This window comes from Mycobacterium sp. NGS24 (assembly GCF_059813065.1).
On the sequence record NZ_JCALDW010000004.1, the window covers coordinates 171,380 to 187,564 of the forward strand.

Below are 16,185 nucleotides of genomic sequence, written 5' to 3' on the forward strand. Positions count from 1 at the left end.
ACACTGCGTCGCTCCCCACCGCCTCAGGGCAACGCGGGTTGCCCAGTCAATCGATCGCCGAGTAATCGGAGCTTATGCCCAAATGGTGCAAGCGCCTAGCGGCTTGCGGCAATTTGCGCGTACTTGACTTCGGAAAGGCGGCTTCCCCGGGAAAGCGACGAGTAAGCTGCATCGCCCCGGCTGAGGACAACGCCCTGGTCACCCTCATACCGCTGGGCGCACTGATCCTGTCGCCGTTCATCGTGGTCGCCCTACTCGGCACGCTGTCCACTCTGTTGGCCACCTACGGGGCCGGGACGTTCTTGAGTACTGCATTGGCATAGTGCCACAACGGTTTTGGACACGCAGGTGCGGACTCCCTGCGCATCAGGGGATCAGAATGTAACTCACGCCCGGGATTTCTCGCACGGTGCGCGAATCGAACGCGCCGAAACCCGCTGTGCGGAAGCCGTTCGCGGCGCTGGCACCGGGTCCGAAATTCATTTCAGTGATTGCCATTTCGCCGGCGTCGACGACATCGACCCAGGCGACGTGACCGACTCCCCCGACCAGTGCACTGCTGTAAACGGCGATTGAGCGGGGCTGCGCTTCGCTCACCACCGTCCAACCCGCCGCCCCAGCTTGGCTGGCCCAGATCTCCGCGTTGCCGGTGAGTGCTGCGACGTAGTAACCGGTGTGAGCGTGTATCAGTTCCTGGGCACCCCAGGTGCAGTAGCCCTCGTAGCCACCGAGCGGGTTGCGGTTGGTGGTAGCGCCTTTCGTCCGGATGGTCACCGTGTCGGCGTTGACCGCGGTAGGCAGCGAGGATCCCAGCATCAGGGCGCTGCTCACAGCGATGACCGCCGCGATTCGCTTGGCCTTCATACGCTTCCCCGCCCAGCCGAGGCACAACTCGTTACGTTGCTGTTATCGCTGGGCGGCCGCGATTCGTTTCACGGACGTCGTCAGGACGACTCGATCACCAGACGCGGACGCGGTCTTCCGGCTTGAGGTACAACGCGTCGCCCGGTTGGACATCGAACGCCGCATACCATTCGTCCATATTGCGGACGATCCCGTCGACCCGGAACTTGGCCGGGCTGTGGACATCTGAAAGCAACCGGTGGCGTTCGGTTTCGGGCCGGCAGACCTCCCGCCAGCTCGCCGCGAACGCGAGGAAGAACCGCTGATCACCGGTGAAGCCGTCGATGACCGGCGCCTCTTTTCCGCCGAGGGACAGTTTGTACGCGTCGTAGGCGATGCGCAGTCCGGCGAGGTCGGCGGTGTTCTCGCCGAGTGTCACCGCTCCGTTGATGTGGTTGCCCGGCAGCGGCTCGTATCCGTTGAACTGCGCGACGAGTTTGTTGGACTCGGCCGTATAACGGTCGGCATCGGCCGGGGTCCACCAGTCGCGCTGCATACCGGTGCCGTCGCTCTTGCGGCCCTGGTCGTCGAAGGCGTGGCTCATCTCGTGACCGATGGTGGCGCCGATGGCACCGTAATTGACGGCGGGATCGGCTGCCGGGTCGTAGTTCGGCGGCTGCAGGATCGCCGCGGGAAAGACGATGTCGTTGAGCCGCGGCGAGTAGTAGGCGTTATTGGTCTGCGGCGTCATGCTCCATTCGCCGCGATCGATCGGCTTGCCCAACTTGCTGCGGTCGTCGTTCCAGGACCAGACCGACAGTGCGTCGCCGTTGCCGACGAGGTTGTCCGCCGCAATCTTGACCGTCGCGTAGGACTTCCACTGGTCGGGGTAGCCGATCTTGGCGACCAGCGCTGCGAGTTTGGCCTGGGCTTCGCGCTTGGTTTCCGGCGCCATCCAGGTGGCCGCGTCGATGCGTTTGCCGTATGCCGTGCGCAGGTTTTCCACCAGCGCCCGCGCCTTGTCTCGTGTCTGCTGGCTGAAATGCGCGTTGACATAGAGTTCGCCGACCGGGTCGCCGAGCCCCTTACTCACTCGGGAGACGCCGCGCTCGACCCGCGGTGCACGGTCCTTGGCGCCGGACAGGGTTCGGCCGTAGAAGTCGAACAGCTCATCGGCGAATGGCGTCGAAAGGTCACCACTGTAAGCGTTGAGGACCTGGTAACGCAGGTAGGACTTCCACGAGTCCAGCGGCTCAGTCGCGAAAAGCCCTGCGGTCTTTCGTAATACGTCCGGCATACCGACCTGGAAGTCGGTCACCGCCGGCAGCTGCAGCGCGTCGAACAGATCATGCAGCGGCGCGCCCTGCCCGAGTTGCTCGACCTCAGCGCGCGGCATCATGTTGTTGGTCTTGACCACATCCCGCTCGTCCTCGCGCGGCACCTGCACCTCTGCCAGCTTGGTCTCGAGGGCGAGAAGTTGTTCGGCCTGCTGTTGGCCGTCGGTGTACCCGGCCAGGCCGAGCATCCGGGCGGCGTGGGCGACGAACTTGTTGCGCAGGTCGACTGATTCGGCGTCGGTGTCCACGTAGTAGCTGCGTTCGCCGAGCGAAAGGCCGCCCTGCCAGATGATGGGCACATAGCGCGTGGGGTTGTTGGGGTCGATCTCCACCGAGACCGGGAAGGGGTCACTGACCCGCGTCTTGCCGTTGAACGAGACGAGCACCGCGCCGAGGGCCGGCCGGTCGTTGACGGCTTCGATGGACGCCAGGAAGGGCCGCACCGGTTCGACGCCTTTGCGGTTCAGCAATGCCTCGTCCATATAGGACGCGAACAGGTCGCCGATCTGCTGCGAGATATCGCCGGCGGGTGCGTGCTTGGCGCCGGCGCCCTCGACAATCGCCCTCAGGTCCGCGTTGAGTTGATTCTGCACATCGAGATTGACGCCCGCGCACACCTTGTCGGCGGGAATCTTGGCGTTCTTCGCCCACGTACCCACGGCGTATGAGAAGAAGTCGTTGCCGGGCCGCACGGAACGGTCCATGTCGGACAGGTTGACGCCCCACGGGCCGACTTTGGGCTTGGCTTGCTGTTCGGTCGAATGGCTACACCCGACAAGCACCACGCCAACAGCCAATGACACTGCCACCGCACGAACGAATCCTCGCACTGCAGACCTCCAGTCGCCGGGCCAAAGGGCAGCTTAGCCGTGCGCGCGGGCCGGAGCCGATCCGGTCGTGCGTGGCAGCGCTACCGCGATCGGAGCGAGGCTGTTGCATCTACACGAAATCGAGCAGCCCACAAATGTTCGGCGCGCCCCGCATACCCTCCGTGAGACGATCGGCAGATGCTTTCCACAAGGATTCTGCCGTGACCGTCGTTATCGCGCTCCGCTGCGCCGACGGCATTGTGATGGCCTCCGATTCGCAGATCACCGACGGTGGTCGCGGTCTGACCTATCCCGCACAGAAACTGCATCCCTTGGGCAAACATGCAGCGTGGGGTGGCAGCGGCTCCCGCGCCGTGCTGTACGACCTCGAGCAGATCTTCAAATCCGAGGCCGAGTCGGTGGTGGAGGCAAGAGACATCGGCCATGCGCTGCAGGCCCGGGTACTGCCGGTACTCAAATACCACTACGAGAACTACATCGAGCATGTGCCGGCACAGCAGCCCGCAGGAACACCTGCCACGTACGTCCTCGCCGCGGGGTACGCCGGTGACGTCCCGTTCATCATCGACGTGGACCCCAACGGTCTGATCGGACACCACGAAGAGACCGGCTTCCAAGCCATCGGCAGTGGCGCGGCTATGGCGCAGCAGGCGCACGCCCTGCTGGCACACTTCCGCATGACCGAGCGCGACGTGGACCACGGGCTGGTTGCCGCGCTACGAGTGCTCGACGCGCTGGACGCTTCGTCGTCGAGCGTCGGGGGCCCGATGGATATGTGCCGCATCACCCCCGACGGTGCCGAGCATCTGAGCCCGGACGAGGTGAACAAGGTCCGTGCTCGGATCGAACGCTGGGTGGAACTCGAACGCAAAGCGCTCGATCAACTCTTCGACTGAGCGCGGGATCCGGCCGCGGATCCAATCATCGCTGCCACCAACGGTTGTGGGAGTCGACCAACCACCGGTTCAATTTGTCGTAGTCGCAGTGATCCGGCAGATCCGAGCTGTCCGTATGCGCGACGAGCTCGTTGCGCACGTTGTCAATCGTGTCGAGGACGGTCTGCTTGTCGACCTTGCCGATGCGCAAGTCATACAGCCAGCTGCGCGACGGTTCCGGCATCGGCAACGTGATGCGCCCGGTGGTGAGCAGCTCAAGGCCCTGAATGCCAAGTCGCACAGCGTGATAGGCGAATTTTGTGTCGAAGCCGAACACCTCGATGAGTTCGGGACGATTGGTGTGCTTGGACCGCAGCCCGAGCATCTGTTCTCGCTGAGCGTCGAGGTAGCCGACGAAACGACGGCCGCAGTCGCGCGACAGGAACAGCTCGGGGTGCTGACGCAGATCGCGCCCAGGTTCCTCGATCTTGACGATTTCGCTCTCCGGAGCGAACAGCAGGAGCAACACGGTGGGGTTGCCGGCCGCTGCGAGCCTCGCCCACTTGCGCAGGCTGTAGATGACCAGATCGAGGTCCCCGGCGCCGGATCGGACGCCTTCGGGCTGGGTGCGGTATTGGTACTGCTCGAACTGGCGCAGGCCGATGACGCACTCCGGCGGTTCGATGCAGATGCCCATTTCGTCGCGGTCGTCGGTACCCGCGATGGTGACACCGTGCAGCCCGGAGCCGACCTGAGTGCAGAGCACGGTGTTGGCTTCCGCGATGTCGCGGTGCCAGTTGGTTGCGTGGCGGTTCTTGTAGACGCCGTCAATCGTCATTGCACCCGCTCTAATCGTCGATTCTCGAATGGTGAATCTGCAGGGAATCGACCCTGACCCACTGTCGAGTTGAGATGCTAAACAGTGAATGGTCCTGCGCCAAACGATTTGAATTGGCGCGAGATTACCCCCAAATGCGCAGTCGCTGCTGACGGCAGCAGTTGGCGGGGATCAACGTCGATAGACCTGAGCGCGGTGCCAGCGACGACGGTGCTAGTCCCGCCGGCGCGAAGATCAGTGGAGCAGCCGAAAGCGAACCGGTCGCCTTAACATTCTGAGCCAAGCAACCAGGCCAAGGACTTGGTCCCAGACCTACCACCCGTCGGCAAGACCGCCGGTGACCATCTGCCAATGTGGTGGACATGACTGCAAAGAAGCCCGAGATCGATTACCCCGGCGGGGAGCCGCCCACCGACCTGGTCATCACCGACGTCGTCGAGGGCGACGGCGCGGAGGCTACCTTCGGTAACACGGTGGTCGTGCACTACGTCGGCGTCGCACACTCCACCGGCGAAGAGTTCGACGCTTCCTATAACCGCGGCGACCCGTTGACATTCCAACTCGGCGTCGGCCAGGTCATCCAGGGCTGGGACCAGGGCGTGCAGGGCATGAAGGTGGGCGGTCGCCGGCAACTGGTCATTCCCGCCCACCTCGCCTACGGCGAGCGTGGCGCCGGTGGCGTCATCAAGCCCGGCGAGTCGTTGATCTTCGTGGTCGACCTGCTCCAGGTCAGGTAGCCACGAGCAAGGCCAGTTAGCGTTGGACGGCGCCGGGGACAAGGTGGATTTTGACGGAGCTCTTCCACCGCCACCGGGCGCTGCTCAGTCGTCAATTGCAAGGTTGTTGCGCCAAGCATCCAAATCTGGCACGATCCGGCGACGGTGCGAGCGGGAGCGTGCTCCGCAGTCTGAGCGTGCCAGAACCGTTGCCACAGCAGCCCTCACAAAGACCCCGCGCCGGCGCCTACTAACCATTCATCCCATTTAGGCGGAAGAAATCTATGATTGACTACGATCCGCACAAATGGCTGAGCCACTTTTTCGATATCCGCGGCTCGCTGGTGCGGGAGATCATCGGTCGGGTCTCCCTATGCGTGGCTTGGTCGGCGGCGGTTGTTGCCTTTCATAATTATGTCTTTCCGGTCGGCATGCCGATCCAGCTGCACACCCTGATGGGCCTCGCCCTCGGTCTGCTGCTGGTGTTCCGTACCAGCTCTAGCTACGACCGTTTTTGGGAGGGACGCAGACTATGGGGAGGGATCGTCAACGAATCACGAAACCTGGTGCGAAGCACGACCGCATACGTTAAGGGCGATCCGGCGCTGGTCGCCCGGCTCACCCGATGGACAGCCGCCTTTCCCTGGGCGGTCATGCACCGCCTGCGCGGCACCGAAGGCCTCGGGCCGCACATCACCGAACTTCCACCTGCTGAGGCGCAGCAGGCGATCAACGCCCAACATCCCGCCCTCGCTGTCGCCGGCAACATGACTGATTGCCTCCGGGAGGCGGGCGAGCGCGACCTCATCTCTGACATCATGCTGACGACGCTGGACCAGAACATTCAGCTGCTAATCGACTACCTCGGCAGCTGCGAACGAATTCGCAAGACGCCTATGCCCTTCGCCTACGCCGTTCACCTACGCCGCGCGCTTGTGCTCTATTGCTTCACCCTCCCCTTCGCCATGGTCGAGACCTTCGGCTGGACGACCATTATCGACGTCCTGATCATTACTTATACATTCTTCGGCATCGAGGAAATCGGCGTCGAGATCGAAGACCCCTTCGGATATGACGCGAACGACCTCCCCCTCGAGGACATCTGCGAGACGATCCAAAAAGACATCTACGCCCTAGCGGGCATTGCGAGCTGACTCGCGATGCCCTGCCCGAGGGGCTTTAACGGCTTTCGTTGGCATGATCGGCCATGATCGGCCAGGGTGTTTTCGTCGCGCTCATCAATTCCATCGATAGCAGCGCTCCAAATCCTCCGGCTTGGCCGCGTTCCTTGAAGGACAGCGATGACTGCCGACCATCTATGAGGACGGCACCGCGAAGGTCGCGGTATGCGGGGCGTTCGAGAACAGACGGCCCCCGGAATCGTTGACGAGCCGATCGCCATAGCTTGAAGCGGCTACAGAATTGCACATTAAATCGGTGGAGCTGCCGGGAATCGAAACCGATGCCCTACCAGGAAAAACACGTGCCCACCTGCGGTTCACTCGATTCGGCTCCGGTTCAGTCCCGCTCGTTACCTGCGGTTTCGCATTCGGGTCTTGACGGCGTCAATGGCGGGTCAGCAATAGATAGTTCGGGCCGATGACAAGGTGGAGTGGACATAATTCATCGCCTTTCGCAATGAACTGGTCCCCACCAAGTTCGGGCCTTGGACATTGCGTCCAGGATCGACGACCGACTTGCATCGGGCGCTGGCATCTGACTCGTCGGTTGGAGATGTATTCCGAATCGGTCTGGACAGAGGGCGAGGAACCAGCGACCAAAAGGCTGTTGCACTCCCTGTCGACGCCCGACGACTTCCGGCACGACACGGTCAGCTCGCCGAGGCGCAGCCTTGGCGGCGTGTATTCGACATCCTCAGAACCCAGCCAGGGCTATCGAGGAATAGGGCCGCTATCCTGCTGGCTCTTGGAATATTGCTGCAACGGTCTACCGAGTGGCAGCCTGCGTCGATATCGTGGCAATCGCGGAAAGATAGGTTGCGGCCGCGCCGACTGTGCGGGAGGTTAGGTGTTCGATTCGACAACGATAAAGGTTCTGATTTCCGCACCGGGAGATACCGCTGAAGAGGTCGAGGCAGTTAAGAACGCGATCTATGGACTGAACTCGTCGCGGGGTGAACGTGACGGCGTGTTTGTGTTACCACAGCACTGGAAATCGGATGCCATCCCAGTGATGGATTCACGTGGCGCTCAGGGAAGTATCAACGAGCAACTTGTCGATTCGTCAGACATCGTCGTCGCGCTATTCGACAGTCGACTCGGACAAGCAACAACCAATGCTGTGTCGGGAACCGCTGAAGAAATCGACAGGGCAATCGCGCAGAACAAGTTCGTTCACGTCTGGTTTTCGAGCGAGCCGCTGCCGCGCAATGCTGACCTTAAGCAGGTTGCCCGCCTTCAGCGGTTTCAGAAAGACCTAGGTCAGCGAGGACTTCTCGGTGAGTACGCGGATCCTCAAGATCTCGCGTATCAGGTCCGCACCGCTATCGAGCGCGATATTGACGCGATGAACCTACCGAACCGTCCGTCAACACGATTACCTGAGGTGACTCCGAAGGCGGCCGAGCACGCGATGCCGCGCCTGCACTACGACGAAAGCCGCAAGCGAGTGGTCCTTGAAAACAAAAGTCAGACGATAAAAGCAGAGCAACTCACGATGGAAGTCCTTGAGAAAGGACCCTTTAGACTCTTCTACGACGGCGAGCCGTTTGACCTTCCACCTCTGGCCGAAGCCGCCTTTCCGATCACACTTGCCTGGGGTGCCGACAAAGTTGTGATTCGTATTCGCTGGTTGGAGAACGGTGGAATGCAAGAAGAGACCATGACCTTGACCTTTTGATTAGAGCATCTCAAACATGTTTTCTGCGCACTTCGAACTTCTGCCAGCTACGGCAGCGTCTGGCTGGTGGATACCATGGCTGCCGGTCGGGACGGGCATGGTCGTGGCGACTGTCGCATTCTTCGGCGTTCTGGTCAATAACCGCACCAACCGGTTGGCTATTGCCGCCGCAGATGGGCGAGAAGTCGACAAATGGCGACGGGACACCCTGCTGAAATTATGTTCCGAAGCAGTCACGGCATCACTCGAGGTCGAAGGGCTCTATGAGCACGGTGTGAAAGAGCGTCAAAGTATTGACCGAAACGCTATTTTCGCAGCAATTAGTAAGATCGGGCCCGCCGCCGAAACTATTAACCTCCTTGGTGAGGTCGGCCTGACAGAATTGGCGCGACGTCTAGACGAGGCATGTAGGGGCATCGAAGCACTGGCTGAGGAGTTCGTTGCCGCAAACATCACGTATGAAAACCAGTTGGACGCATACAAAGAGGCAAATACTGATGCCAGTCCCAAGGACGTGGCGCAGGCATCAAACGAACTCCGACGGACCTTCTGGTACGTCGCCGAATCCCAGTTCGCGGATAGCATCCAGCGCATGGCGATAGTGCGCGGGTTCCTCATCCAGAAGGCAAGTGAAGTTCTCAAGCAGAAGAGTGCGCAGACAGACTGGTACCCTTGGCCCCGCTAGCCGGGGCAACCAACATCGCGGCGTGCAGGTAAAGGTTGCCGCTAGGAGCTTTGTCTGCAGGGGTACTTGGTCGCGATGCGCCGCCCGCCCGAGTTGCCGACCGGCTCGCCCGCACCGAACCGGGGGTACTCATCGAGCCGCTCACGCGGCCAGCGCCTACCATTTTCCGAGGCTCGCCTCCACAATGAAGACGATTCGGGTGCCTGGCACTGCAGCGCCTGCAACTCGGCGATCGGCACCGTGGAATCTTTGCCCCTGAAGTGACCGGCAAGTGAGACGTCGACGAGTGTGGGTGGGTTGGTCGCTAAGCCGTATAACGACGTACACGCGCCGACCAGGCGCGTCGGCGGTAGGGCTGGGCAGCACGGCGAACGGCAACCCAGATGATGAGACCGGACAGGTCGGTGGGATCGGTCATGCCGCAGCGCCTACTTGCTGCGCGCTTTCCTGATCGTGCGGTCGCTGGTCGCCTCGTACATGTCGAAATTCCGTTCTGCGGTCAGTTCGATGAGGTCATCAAATACGCCTTCAAGGGCGACCGGCGCCTCGGGACTGTTGACCTCATGACAGATCACGGACGGCGCAAAGAGATTGGAGTCGACCAGCAGGACGTAAAGCCGTTCGAACTGCTCGTCGCGATCGGCCGGATCGGCCCTGCCAGTGAAAAGCCGGAAACGGGGAAAGACGTTGTCGAAAGTGCTGTTACGGCGCGGCGTATGGTCGCTCGCGGCGCCGATGTCGAAGAAGAAGAACCCTGCCACGACCGCAAATGGGAATCGGCGGTGCAGGGTGGTCGATTCGAAGAGAAGATCACCGCGCCGGTTGGTCAGGTTCTTCTGGAAGTGCCCGTTGACGACGTCGCGGAACATGATCGTCTTGACCGAGCAGGCCAACATCAGACCTGACTCCTCGGTGGCCCAAGTAACGTCGACTTTCTTTGCTCCCAGGCCGCCTGCGAGCCGCCGCTCAGCGCCTGACAGACCAACCTCCCCCGGCTCGCCAGGGCGGGCTCCCTCCATGCCACGCGCCCGCAGTTCCTGGGCGATTGCGAGCGCCAGCGTGTTGCTGATCTTGTTGCCCCAGGGATTCTTTTGCGCTTGCGGCGCATCGTCAGGAGGCTTCGGACCCGCCGCCTTGATCGCGCCAATGACCAGGTCATCGATGCGCGCCACGGCGGCCTCTCGCGAATCGTCGGGCAGTGAGTTCGGCGTGCGCATCGCGCAATACGCGCACCTGGGCGCGGGCTATACCCAGTTCGCCGACCAACAATACGTCGTCGACGAGCTTCGAGGCCTCGATTAGCCTGCCACCCCGCAACAGGCCAGCCACCTGCGGGCGGATGTTCGCGAGGCTGTCGGCTGCAGCCTCGACCAGCGCCGCCGAAGGTACCGGCAACCTGTCGGCTTCACGCGGCTCAAGCTTGAGCATCCCACCGCCGTAGGCACGGCCCACGGTCTCAGCCCCTACGAGGGTCATCGAGGTCAGCGAGGCAAGGGGAAGCAGCGCCTTGCCGAGCTTGCGCACCTGTGGGCCGAGATAGACGCCATGCACCGAGTTCAGGTGTGCGGCCTTGGCGGTATTGGTCGACAGTCGGGGAGTGTCGGCATTCATATAGGTGAGGAACAGGTCGGCCGGGGCGAGGTTCGGCACGCGCCACCACGGCCTGCGCACGCGGCACTTGTAGGCGGTATGGACGCCCGCCGCCTCCCCTGCCGCGATGTAGGCCCACGCCGACCGAGACGGCTCACCCGGTGGGCGGAACAACCACGTCGCTGAGCCGTTGCGCCCAAGCTCATTGAGGGCGCCGGTGCCGAACGCCAGCCCACGGAGGTGGCGGCTGCCCGGCGGAGAGAGCCGCAGTATGTCGGTTTGTTCAAGCCCGAGGTCGGCTACGCGAGCAGGCGACAGCCCGAAATACTTGTTGTTGCCGGTAACCACGCCCAGTGTCGTGTCGCCCCAGGTTTCAAGCACGGTGAAACCGCCGCTGGCAAGCAGCCTGGTGTAGGCGTCGAGCGCGTCGGCGGACAGCAGCGAGGGTGTCCACTTCTCCTCGGGCCGGGCCGGTGTCCAGGTGCGCCCTGCAGCGATCGTGGCCAGCTCGGCGGCGTTTCGTGCTTGGTAAATGGAGGCGTGGTCCGTCGGGCCGTCTAAGTAGCCATCGGCCAGCAGCAACAGCACGTCCTCTTGTGCGTCTGGAAACACCCGCTCGGTGAAGAGCACCAGATCGACCCGGGCGAACGACGCCATCAGGAACCGACGCACCTCGGCGGCGTAGTTGACGCTCAGCAATTCAGCGGGCAAGACCAGCCCCATGCGCCCGCCAGGCCGCAGAAACAACGCCGAATGCACGGCAAACGCCGCCCAACTCGAAGCGAGATTGGTCAGTCCCACACCCGCGCGCAGCGCCGCCTTCCGTGAACGCGCCCTCGCTACACCAGAGAAATCCTGGTACCGAATGTAGGGCGGATTGCCAATCACAACGTGATAGGAACCGGTCGGCTCGACGCAGAAGAAGTCGCTGACCACCACCCGCGCATCGACCCCCGCGTTTCGCAACAGTTTGCGTGCGGCGCGAGCGGAGGCGTCATGAAGCTCAACCCCATCGAGGGCGGCGAACTGCTCGCCGTCGTTGGGACTGCGAAGCGCCGCTAGCCGGTCGACGGCCGCCAGCAGGAAGGAGGCCTCACCGCATGACGGTTCAAGGATGCGATCTGACGTGCTGCGAACGGCCCAATCAGTGATGTATCGGGCGACGGCCTCGGGTGTAAAGAACGCGCCGCGAGCCTTTCGGAGGGCAGCCGTATCGCCCCGTTCTGCCCCCAGCACCATGGACGAAATCTTGCCTTGCCCGACCGACAAATCGTGGGAGCACACCCCCGGCAAACATGGGGAAGTTAACGGAGTCAGGCCAGCACCCCGATTCTCGACGCGGTTACCAACTTTCAGCAGTTCCTAGGATACGACGAGGCGGGCCGCAATCGATGCGCTATCAGGGGTCGCTGGTAGTCACCGGTGACTAGTTGCGCCTGACTTGCAACCGGAAGGCGGAGATTCGGCGCGGCCAGGGCTTATCGGATGCGGTTGCGTGGGAGATGACGGAAGGTCGTCTCAGATCAGCGGGTGGTTATCGCCACGCGGAGTCCATTACCTGCGGGTCAGTGAGATCTTTCGCGGTCACCGCTATACGTCGGAGGTCTTCCACCCTGCAGCGCGAGGTTGATCTGGGCTGTGATCGCTTCCTGCGACTATGTGCCGCAAATGTTCACTACGAGAGAGTCCCAGACGTGCAGCCTCTGCGTCGATACGTGCCACGGCGGCAGCCGATAGACCCCCGGATCGTCACGTCTGGCAACTCAACACCCCTTGGACCAAGACTATCGCCTTTAGACGATGCCCCACCCCAAATCGCAATGCCCGTCGCGGGCATACGCCTGGGATTGCGCCAAGCGTCGGTTCTTTCCACCGCCTGTCGAGGGTGGCTAGCATTGCAAGTGCCTAAACGGTCATGTATTTGGGAGGATCCGTCGGTCGAGATTGACAACTACTGCAGTGCGGTGGAGATTGCGTGCGCAATGCTGCGCCACCCCAGTGACGACGGTTACCGGCTACGCACCGTGTGGGAGCTGATTCGAGGCGCAGGTGAGGTGGGCGAGGTTGCGGTGGACTTAATTGCCGACGAGCCACCGCTAGTAGGTGACCGCAAATTTGATGCTCTGCTCGCGGCTGCGGTGGAATACATTGCGGCGCAGGCGGAGGTACCCGCGCCACCCTGGACGGGCAAGCCCTGCCGCTTTCTCGATGAGGAGTGGTGGGTGTCAGATTTGCCGTCGGGGCGCAGATATGCTCGGCTCGCAACTCCGGCAGCGTTTCGACGCCGGGGGATTTGGCTCGACGAACACGACTTGTCAAGCGCCTGAGCAAAGCTCGGTGTTTCGGGCCGCGCGGCTTGCGATGCGTTGTCGGCCCCTACTCAGTTCTGACTCGAAGACGTTGTGCTATCCCGCGCGGGCCTTGGTATCGGCGGCAAGGGCGTGGTAGACCGCGCGGCACACGTACCGTTTCAAACACCGGATAGCCTGCCGGTGGTTATCTCCTTCGTCGCGGCGTTTGCGATAGTACTGCTCGCCGTGCCCGCCTCGGCGGATATGGACCATGGCGATGGTGTGCAGCGCGCGGTTGAGTTGCCGGTTACCCGCTTTGGTGGCGCGGACATGTACCGACTTGCCGCCTGAGTGGTGGGGCAGGGGGGCCATGCCGACGTACCGGGCGTATTTGGCTTCGGTCGCGAAGCGGGTGATGTCAGCTGTCTCTCCGATGATCTTGGCGGCCATGAGAGGTCCGCATCCGTCGATGCTGTACAACGCGGGTGCACCGGTCTTAACGATTTTCTTGATTCGCTTGTCGATGATGCGGATAGCGTCGCTGAGCGCTGACGCTTGGAGCAGTTCATCGCGGGCTACCTCAGCAAGCACACCCTCCTCGGCTTTGAGACGGGCTAGCGCGGATTGCCGGTGCTTGGTGTAGCGCAGCACGAGTTGGGCAGGTGGTAGTTCCGGGTCGATTTCGTGCAGGCGCGCGAGTACGCGATTGAACAGGCCCACCCTCATCGTCACGAGGTCGTCGCGCCGGTCGACGAGCAGTTTGGTGTTGCGGGAGTAGTCATCGTGTCGTGCTATCGGAAGGTCGGGTTCGCGAAGGGCAGCACGCGCGACCGCCAGCGCGTCGATGGCGTCTGATTTGCCCGCCGAGCGTGCTGAGGCGCGTTGGCGGGCCGTTAGATTAGACGGAACGCGGACCACTGCCTCGTCGGCGTTGAGCAGCTCGGTTTCCAGCCACCTTGTCAAGCCGCGCAGATCCTTGACTCCCCACAGACGGCTGCCGGGGGAACAGGTGGCACGTCCCCAGCGGATGGCCGCCTGATGTCCAGCTGCGGTGGCGTCGACGGTTTTGGTGGCGAGCTTGCGGCCCACGTGATCGACGGCGACGAAGGTGTGGTTGCGCTTGTGCGCGTCGACACCGATGACAAAGTCAGCCACGAGCTTTATCGATCGCGATCGGGAGCGGTGTAACGGACACCTGGCGATGACATGATGGCCAGAAGTCAACCCTGGTGGTGGCACAGCAGCCGTTGGTCAGCGCACCAGGTGTGCCGCTACCCTCTTCTGGCGCACGGTGTCGCCAAAATACCCCAACACGACCGACACGGATTTCGTTAGCCATTCGCAAGCACCGCCAAATACAGTCAGATATCGGTGAGGCGGTTTTGATGCTATTCCTTTTATTCAGGGCAGGCAATAAGATACAGGTCATTACCGATATTTTGCCGGTTACCGGCAAAATACGCACTAAATTACCGGGGATTACCGGCCATCAAAGGCCGTCGTTAAGTACATCACGTGGTGCCGTTCGCGGCACATCTGACCGCCTCTCCAAACCATCGTGCGGCGAAGCTGCGTTACTTCGGGTAGCCGCCGAGCAGCTGACGGCGGTGCGTGGACCTAAGCCTCCGACAGTGTTGGACCTTGAATGGATTGACTGTCACTAACAGTCCGCGTGACGACGTGACCCCGCCACCGAAAGCGGGCTTGATTAGCCTTTCGTGACGTAGACGATAAGACTAGTGGAGCTATTGATTGAGCAGCCCGGGGCTGGATCGGTACTGAATACTGTCCAATTTGATGCCACCCAAACCGATTTGTACTTGGGGTTGGCCGAGGAAAGCGTCACATTGTTTAGACCCATTCCTTTGAGCCGGGTTTCAACTGCTTCGGCGTTTTGACCGATGAAATCCGGCATGGTGGTAGCGCTGCGCGTTCCGTCAATCGAGGTGGACGCAGAGCAGGGTTTCGCCCTTGCTTGTTCTGCGGGGGAAGGAATTTTGTGGATCGGATCGACCAGGAGAATCACCAGCCCCGCCACGAGCCCGACGCCCAGCAGGACGCCAGCAAAAAGGGCAGCGGATCTGTTGGATGGGGGTGGTATCACGGGAGGACCGTTGGGAAAGGGATTCGAGGGCGGCGCAGACTTGCGGCAGTTGGTCGCAGTGTCAAATGTCTTGTGGTTTACCGCGCATGTGCCGTGTCGGTATACCGCCGAACGTCCGTGTTGGGCTTCGTAGACAACGCCTGAGGCAATCAACGACGTCATCCGCTGATCTTCCAGAACCGCTTGGTGAGCCTTTCGCTCGCGAGCAATTAGAAACCATGCCAGCAAGCCAGCGACGTAAATGACTTCCAAACACCAGCCGGTCACGAATCGGGCGGTTGATGGGTTTTCGGCACCACTGCGGACGGCGAGGAATGTGCCTAGTAGGTACGGCCAGGCGGCGGCGAAGAAAATAAGCGCACCGCCGAGTATCCATGCGAGGAGTCCAATGCTGCCGCTACCTCCGCGTGAGCCTCGCCAGGAAGTGCCCGCCGATAGTGGGCCAAGCCCTACCCCGATCCCCCGAGTCGAGATGCCGCCCCTAATGCCGAATACGCTACCGCCGATCCCCAGCCGCATGGGAAGCACCGTACTGCTATTGCGGGTACGGGACACCAAATTCTCTGAGTTGATGCTTGGTGACCGCTCATCCTTCTCGAAGGGGAAGCCATACGCAGACGACGCTTGCGCGCGAACGCGCCGCGTGAGCCAATTACTTGGGGGGTACGCCACCTATCGTCCGATATAGGCACCAGGCGCGACGTAGGTGTTCGATCGTCCGGCCAACGAACCGTGCACGCTACCTTCGATAAATAATTCGCCCCCGATGTGGTTTGTGACGTTGCCAGTGCACATGCCGTGGAGTTCTGCCCTGCCACCTGGCTCAACCACCAGCCCGCCAACCATGCCGCTGATCTGCGCGTGTCCGCCCGATTGCACTGTGACCGTGCCTGTGACCATCCCGGCGACCGTCAGGTCGCCGTCGGGCGCTACTCGAACGTCACCTACGATCTTGCCCGACTCCACATGAGTGTCTGACACCACCATTCAGTGAGAATATTGGCCATAACCGTTGATATCCAGTCATTTTCAGCAACCACTGGTGGCTCCCCCGGGGCCAATAGACTGGTCCGAATCGCCGTTCGTCTGGCTAATGCATCGGTTGCTAGATCTCCGGGCTCCGCCATGTCGATGTGCGGCGTGCAGGGTGGGCCTGGTGGGAAGCGACGCCACCTGGCTCGTCGGGCAAACCCATGGGCGGGCGTCGGTCGACAATC

The 16,185-nt window shown here is 61.9% G+C and carries 15 protein-coding genes; 6 read left to right on the forward strand and 9 right to left on the reverse strand.

Annotated elements, in window-relative coordinates:
- Positions 1 to 113 precede the first annotated feature (113 nt).
- Positions 114 to 323 carry a hypothetical protein gene (locus AC5Y6Y_RS08300; RefSeq protein WP_463827660.1) on the forward strand — a complete coding sequence of 70 codons (210 nt, stop codon included), beginning with the start codon at positions 114 to 116 and terminating at the stop codon, positions 321 to 323.
- 43 nt (positions 324 to 366) lie between these two features.
- On the opposite strand, the gene AC5Y6Y_RS08305 is transcribed toward AC5Y6Y_RS08300, so the two are convergent.
- Together AC5Y6Y_RS08305 and AC5Y6Y_RS08310 are read right to left on the reverse strand one after the other, a co-directional pair.
- Positions 367 to 864 carry a CHAP domain-containing protein gene (locus tag AC5Y6Y_RS08305; protein WP_463827659.1) on the reverse strand — a complete coding sequence of 166 codons (498 nt, stop codon included), beginning with the start codon at positions 862 to 864 and terminating at the stop codon, positions 367 to 369.
- Between the two features lie 94 nt (positions 865 to 958).
- Entirely contained in the window at positions 959 to 2,884 is a 1,926-nt protein-coding gene (locus AC5Y6Y_RS08310) for a M13 family metallopeptidase (protein WP_473139102.1), read from the reverse strand.
- 326 nt (positions 2,885 to 3,210) lie between these two features.
- Between AC5Y6Y_RS08310 and AC5Y6Y_RS08315 the strand changes: the two genes are divergently transcribed.
- On the forward strand, positions 3,211 to 3,906 hold the full coding sequence (locus AC5Y6Y_RS08315) for an Ntn hydrolase family protein (RefSeq protein WP_463827657.1): 696 nt from the start codon (positions 3,211 to 3,213) through the stop codon (positions 3,904 to 3,906).
- A gap of 25 nt (positions 3,907 to 3,931) precedes the next feature.
- On the opposite strand, the gene AC5Y6Y_RS08320 is transcribed toward AC5Y6Y_RS08315, so the two are convergent.
- Positions 3,932 to 4,723 (reverse strand): DNA polymerase beta superfamily protein, encoded by a 792-nt coding sequence (locus tag AC5Y6Y_RS08320; RefSeq protein ID WP_463827656.1) that lies wholly within the window; start codon positions 4,721 to 4,723, stop codon positions 3,932 to 3,934.
- A 362-nt stretch (positions 4,724 to 5,085) separates the two neighbouring features.
- On the opposite strand from AC5Y6Y_RS08320, the gene AC5Y6Y_RS08325 reads away from it, so the two are divergent.
- The 4 genes from AC5Y6Y_RS08325 (at position 5,086) to AC5Y6Y_RS08340 (ending at position 8,983) form a co-directional block, all read left to right on the forward strand.
- Positions 5,086 to 5,460: an FKBP-type peptidyl-prolyl cis-trans isomerase gene (locus AC5Y6Y_RS08325; protein ID WP_463827655.1), complete on the forward strand. Its 375-nt coding sequence runs from the start codon at positions 5,086 to 5,088 to the stop codon at positions 5,458 to 5,460.
- A gap of 263 nt (positions 5,461 to 5,723) precedes the next feature.
- A complete protein-coding gene (locus tag AC5Y6Y_RS08330) occupies positions 5,724 to 6,593 on the forward strand; it encodes a bestrophin family protein (RefSeq protein ID WP_463827654.1) in 870 nt (289 codons plus the stop codon).
- Positions 6,594 to 7,467: 874 nt separating this feature from the next.
- Complete coding sequence (locus AC5Y6Y_RS08335) at positions 7,468 to 8,298, forward strand: DUF4062 domain-containing protein (protein ID WP_473139103.1); 831 nt, start codon at positions 7,468 to 7,470, stop codon at positions 8,296 to 8,298.
- Positions 8,299 to 8,401: 103 nt separating this feature from the next.
- On the forward strand, positions 8,402 to 8,983 hold the full coding sequence (locus tag AC5Y6Y_RS08340) for a hypothetical protein (protein ID WP_499929619.1): 582 nt from the start codon (positions 8,402 to 8,404) through the stop codon (positions 8,981 to 8,983).
- 428 nt (positions 8,984 to 9,411) lie between these two features.
- Here the strand turns inward: AC5Y6Y_RS08340 and AC5Y6Y_RS08345 are convergent, their stop codons facing one another.
- The 6 genes from AC5Y6Y_RS08345 to AC5Y6Y_RS08370 form a co-directional block, all read right to left on the reverse strand.
- Positions 9,412 to 10,155: a hypothetical protein gene (locus tag AC5Y6Y_RS08345; RefSeq protein ID WP_473139105.1), complete on the reverse strand. Its 744-nt coding sequence runs from the start codon at positions 10,153 to 10,155 to the stop codon at positions 9,412 to 9,414.
- A complete protein-coding gene (locus AC5Y6Y_RS08350; RefSeq protein WP_473139106.1) occupies positions 10,139 to 11,812 on the reverse strand; it encodes an HsdM family class I SAM-dependent methyltransferase in 1,674 nt (557 codons plus the stop codon). The genes AC5Y6Y_RS08345 and AC5Y6Y_RS08350 overlap by 17 nt, the downstream gene beginning before the upstream one ends.
- Before the next feature lie 351 nt (positions 11,813 to 12,163).
- Positions 12,164 to 12,295: a hypothetical protein gene (locus AC5Y6Y_RS08355; RefSeq protein WP_473139107.1), complete on the reverse strand. Its 132-nt coding sequence runs from the start codon at positions 12,293 to 12,295 to the stop codon at positions 12,164 to 12,166.
- Between the two features lie 683 nt (positions 12,296 to 12,978).
- Positions 12,979 to 14,088 carry an IS110 family RNA-guided transposase gene (locus AC5Y6Y_RS08360; RefSeq protein WP_473139108.1) on the reverse strand — a complete coding sequence of 370 codons (1,110 nt, stop codon included), beginning with the start codon at positions 14,086 to 14,088 and terminating at the stop codon, positions 12,979 to 12,981.
- Positions 14,089 to 14,572: 484 nt separating this feature from the next.
- Positions 14,573 to 15,487, reverse strand: a complete 915-nt coding sequence (locus AC5Y6Y_RS08365) for a PASTA domain-containing protein (protein WP_473139109.1) — start codon at positions 15,485 to 15,487, stop codon at positions 14,573 to 14,575.
- A gap of 153 nt (positions 15,488 to 15,640) precedes the next feature.
- Complete coding sequence (locus AC5Y6Y_RS08370) at positions 15,641 to 15,955, reverse strand: hypothetical protein (RefSeq protein WP_473139110.1); 315 nt, start codon at positions 15,953 to 15,955, stop codon at positions 15,641 to 15,643.
- Positions 15,956 to 16,185: the final 230 nt, after the last annotated feature.